The sequence below is a fragment of the Vibrio sp. V33_P6A3T137 genome (genome assembly GCF_009904835.1).
Classification (GTDB): domain Bacteria; phylum Pseudomonadota; class Gammaproteobacteria; order Enterobacterales; family Vibrionaceae; genus Vibrio; species Vibrio metschnikovii.
In genome coordinates this window covers 1-4,175 of record NZ_WXWK01000027.1, presented here as the reverse complement: position 1 = coordinate 4,175, position 4,175 = coordinate 1, and the positions used below count along the sequence as shown (strand labels likewise).

Sequence of the window (4,175 nt, the reverse complement as noted above, 5' to 3'; positions counted from 1 at the left end):
CCTAAGCGCATTACTCACTTGCAGGAAGAGGCGATACACCATGTCTTGCCCATTAAACGAGAAGAGCGGATATATCCGAGAGCAATAAAACCAAAGGCAAAGAAATACCCCAATAAAAAGAAAGCCAGTCAGCTTAACTGACTGGCATTACGCTTTATGCGCCTTTTTTGTTTAGCTTTTATTCCTTTCAACGATACTCATTGATTGAACCGTTTTAGCTGAGAATGATCAAAATGGTACCAGCAAGCGTCATCAAAATATTGGCAATCGCGTAAGTGCCTGCATAGCCAAGCGCTGGAATGGTCGATTTTGCGTAATCATTGACGATATCCATCGCCGGTGCGCAGGTACGAGCGCCAATGATCGCTCCAAAAAGTAAAGCACGATTCATTTTTAATAGGTACGCCCCGACCAGATAAGCAAAGACCACAGGAACAACACTCACGATAAACGCTAAGCCAATCACTTGCGGACCAACTTCGGTTAAGTGTTCAAACATCCGTCCGCCAGCGCTTAAGCCGATACCCACCATAAATATCATCAGTCCTAGATCTTTGACCATGTTTAATGCACCTTGCGGCACATAACCAAAGGTTGGATGGTTGGCTCGTAAAAAACCAAGCGAGATACCGGACAAAAGCAGGCCGACGGCATTGCCTAGGCTAAAGGAGACTTGGCCAAAGGTCATGGTAATTAAGCCAAAGAGAATTCCTAAAATGAAAAAGCTACAAAAAGCCATGAGATCGGCCATCTGACTATGAATGGAGATAAAGCCGATTCGTTCGGCTAGCCCTTTAACGCGACTTTTTTCTCCACTGACCTGAAGTACATCGCCTTTCGCCAGCACAATATCGAGATCCATCGGCATTTCAATTTGTGCGCGCACCACGCGGTTCAAGAAACAGCCATATTCCGAGAGGTTTAAATCAGACAACCTTTTTCCGGCAATACTGTCACTTTTGACGACAATTTCTTCTTCAGTGATCCGTAGGTCAAGTAAGTTTCTATCAAACACTTCTTTACCATTACGAAAGCTCGGATCAAGGCGCGCATGACTGTCAGGAAAACCGACTAAGGCAATTTCATCGCCTTCTTGCAAAATGGCATCACCGTCAGGGTGGGCAAGAATACCATTACGACGAATACGCTCGATATAGCATCCAGTTTGACGATAGATACCAAGCTCTCGTAAATTTCTGCCATCAATCCAATTGGTTAGCTCAGGGCCAACCCGATAAGCACGAATGATCGGCAAATAGACCTTACGTTGTCCGCTGCCGCCAATTCCCCGTTCTTGAGCAATTTGTTGCGCTGAATCAGAGAGATTTTGTTTTTGTAATTTAGGCAGTAACTTTGCAAACATGATCATACTGATCAGGCCAATCAGATACGCCATCGCATAGCCGACCGAGACATTTTCTAAAATCAAGGTCAGATCCATATTACGAGGAATATTGGCTAGCCCAGAGTTCAGGGCATCCTGTGCGCCAACCAACACTGGAGTCGACGTTAATGCTCCGGCCATCATCCCCGCGGCTAAGCCGTAATCGAGATTAAAAAAATGGCTGGCGGAATAGGTTAAACTGGTGGCAGTGACTAACACCACTAAACTTAAAATTAAGTAGTGTTTACCATCACGAAAGAAGATACCAAAGAAGTTTGGTCCCGCTTCAATCCCCACACAATAAATAAACAACATGAAACCAATCGTTAATGCTTCGGCATTAAACGAGAAGCCCAAATGCCCCATCACTAAAGACGTGATCAACACACCGATGGAGTTGCCTAATTGCAAACTGCCAAAGCGAATTTTGCCAAAGGCCAAGCCAATGGCGAGGACAACGAAGATCAATAAGATGGGATTTTGTTCTAACAACAGTACGACGTCGATATTCACAATTTAGCTCAATGTTGGCATGCAAGGGGAGGATGATTAAATTGTGACGATTGTATCGTAAATAGGCAAAAAGATAAGTGAATTTTTTCAGGGCAAGGTCATTTTTTAATAAATAATCCATTAAAAAACCCGCTAAACATCAGCGGGTTGACTAAGATTAGAAATGGTGTATCGAAAGCTTATTCGTCAAATAGACCTAAATGCTCTTTTGCATAGGCTTCAAATTCAGTGCAGCCGCCAATATGCTCTTGATCAATAAAAATTTGTGGCACCGTTTCAACCGGTTTACCCACGGTTTTTTCTAGATCGGCTTTAGTAATACCTTCTTCATGAATATCAACATAGCGGTAGTTGAAGTCATCACGTTTCGCTTTTAAGGTTTCTGCGTGCTCTTTTGCACGGACACAATATGGGCAAGCCGGGCGGCCAAAAATCACTACGAACATCACTTTCTCCTCTGTTTCGTTTGCGCCACTATGCCCGATTCGAATTAGGAAATAAAGTGTCATTTACCAGTTGTTTTAATAGGTAAAATTGATTGGATAATTTATGCCCAAGTTAAATAAAGCAGCGATAGTCATGCCATCTATTGTGATGTCGTGCATAGTCTGAGATGAAGTTTGAGTTATTTAGCAACAGGTTGCACTGAGTCAAAAAATTTTTCCACAAAGGAAAGCACACTGAATGCTATCAAAGTGATTGGGGGAGGGCACATGTTTCAGTTTATGACATCGAATCGAATTGTATTCGGTGCGGGTGCACTGCAACACTCGCTATCGCTGATCAATCAATACGGTTACAGCGTTCTATTGGTCTCAGGTAAAAACGTGCAACGCGCTCAAATGATCAGTGATTACTTGCAACAGCAAAAGATGCCGTATCAACATGTCGCGATCTATGGCGAGCCCAATATTACTATGGTAGAAGAAGCGGCAATTGTCGGACGACGTTTTCGACCACAAGTAGTGATTGCTATCGGTGGTGGTAGCGTTTTAGATATGGGCAAAGCTTTAGCGGCGATTATTCCTAATCAAGGAAATGTGTATGATTATGTTGAAGTTGTTGGTCGTAATGTGCCACTCAAAGCAAAGCCACTGCCGTTTATTGCGATTCCAACCACTGCCAGTACCGGCTCTGAAGTCACGAAAAATGCAGTGTTAAAATCTGGACAAGATAAAGTCAAAGTGAGTTTACGTAGCCCAGAGATGCTGGCAGTCATGGCGATTATCGATCCGAGTTTAACCTATGGCACCGATCGTTATACGTCTGGTCGTGGTGCAATGAAGGCTTTTACTCATCTCATGGAGGCTTACGTTTGTGGTGATCCCAATCCTTTAACGGATATGATCTGTGAAGAGGGATTACGCCGTTTATCACGTTCAACGCTTGCTGCGTGTTGTCTAGATGATAAACCTGCTCGTGAGGATTTATCTTTTGCTGCGATGTTGGGCGGGATGGCAATCACTAACGCTAAGCTAGGTGCTGCGTATGGATTGGCCTCTGCGTTGGGAGGTAAGCTCGACGCACCACACAGCGTGATCACCGCTCGTCTTGCCCCTTACGTTATGAGAGAGAATATTCATGCGGCGAAAAAGGCTCAGCGAGCGGATGTTTTACAGCGTTATTACCGAATCGCTCAATTATTAACGAAGCGTAAAAATGTCAATATTGATGACAGTATTCTTTGGGTACAAATGATGCTCGACAAATTACTACTACCGACGTTGAGTCAATTTGGCGTGTGTTCGACTTCTTTCGAGCAAGTTGCGACGGATGCTCTGCGCTGAGGGATCCCCTCATAATTTCCCCAAAGCGCAACCGTACCTGAATAGATTTTGAGCAAGTATGGTTGCAGCTACGAGCAAGTCTTTCCTCGTTATTGCGTAGCCAGAATGCCGCAGAACTTCCATACCTAAGCGCACTGTTGAGAGTACATTTCGATTACTGACAGTGTTCGCTTGAAAGTGTTTATCCCAACCTTGTTTCTGTGCATGTACGCCAACAAGCCAAAATGTCAGTTGAAGCATTAGGGCGATTAGTAGCATGATATCAAAGCGCTCTGGGTTGCTAGTTCGGCTATGGCGGAGTCCTAGACCGTATGCTGGGCTTTTCAAGTCTCGGAAGGTTTCTTCTATCTGCATACGCTTTGAGTAGATCCTAACGAGTTGCTTGGGTGTTCGGATTTCAACGGGCAAGTTAGTCGCTAAAACCCATGGTTCTTTTGTCGAAGCGGAGTAGATTTTAGGTGATGGATGATGACAATTAGTCCGTGTCGAAC

3 protein-coding genes and 2 pseudogenes are annotated in these 4,175 nt (G+C 44.2%); 2 read left to right on the top strand and 3 right to left on the bottom strand.

Annotation, left to right across the window (positions count from 1 at the left end; genetic code table 11):
• Positions 1–141, top strand: a pseudogene (locus CAG60_RS02000) (IS4 family transposase); the annotation flags it as partial.
• 73 nt (positions 142–214) lie between these two features.
• Here the strand turns inward: CAG60_RS02000 and CAG60_RS01995 are convergent.
• Positions 215–1,897 carry an aspartate:alanine antiporter gene (locus CAG60_RS01995; protein WP_004395033.1) on the bottom strand — a complete coding sequence of 561 codons (1,683 nt, stop codon included), beginning with the start codon at positions 1,895–1,897 and terminating at the stop codon, positions 215–217.
• 179 nt (positions 1,898–2,076) lie between these two features.
• Positions 2,077–2,343 (bottom strand): GrxA family glutaredoxin, encoded by a 267-nt coding sequence (locus tag CAG60_RS01990; RefSeq protein ID WP_004395034.1) that lies wholly within the window; start codon positions 2,341–2,343, stop codon positions 2,077–2,079.
• 267 nt (positions 2,344–2,610) lie between these two features.
• Here CAG60_RS01990 and CAG60_RS01985 point away from each other — a divergent pair.
• A pseudogene (locus CAG60_RS01985) lies at positions 2,611–3,681 on the top strand (iron-containing alcohol dehydrogenase); the annotation flags it as partial.
• 12 nt (positions 3,682–3,693) lie between these two features.
• On the opposite strand, the gene CAG60_RS01980 reads toward CAG60_RS01985, so the two are convergent.
• A partial coding sequence (locus CAG60_RS01980; RefSeq protein ID WP_161438161.1) for an IS4 family transposase occupies positions 3,694–4,175 on the bottom strand: 482 nt, incomplete at its 5' end.

What these genes read in the sequence shown, in the direction of transcription:
- CAG60_RS01990 (WP_004395034.1), bottom strand. Translation starts at nt 2,343, where the DNA reads ATGTTCGTAGTGATTTTTGGCCGCCCGGCTTGCCCATATTGTGTCCGT.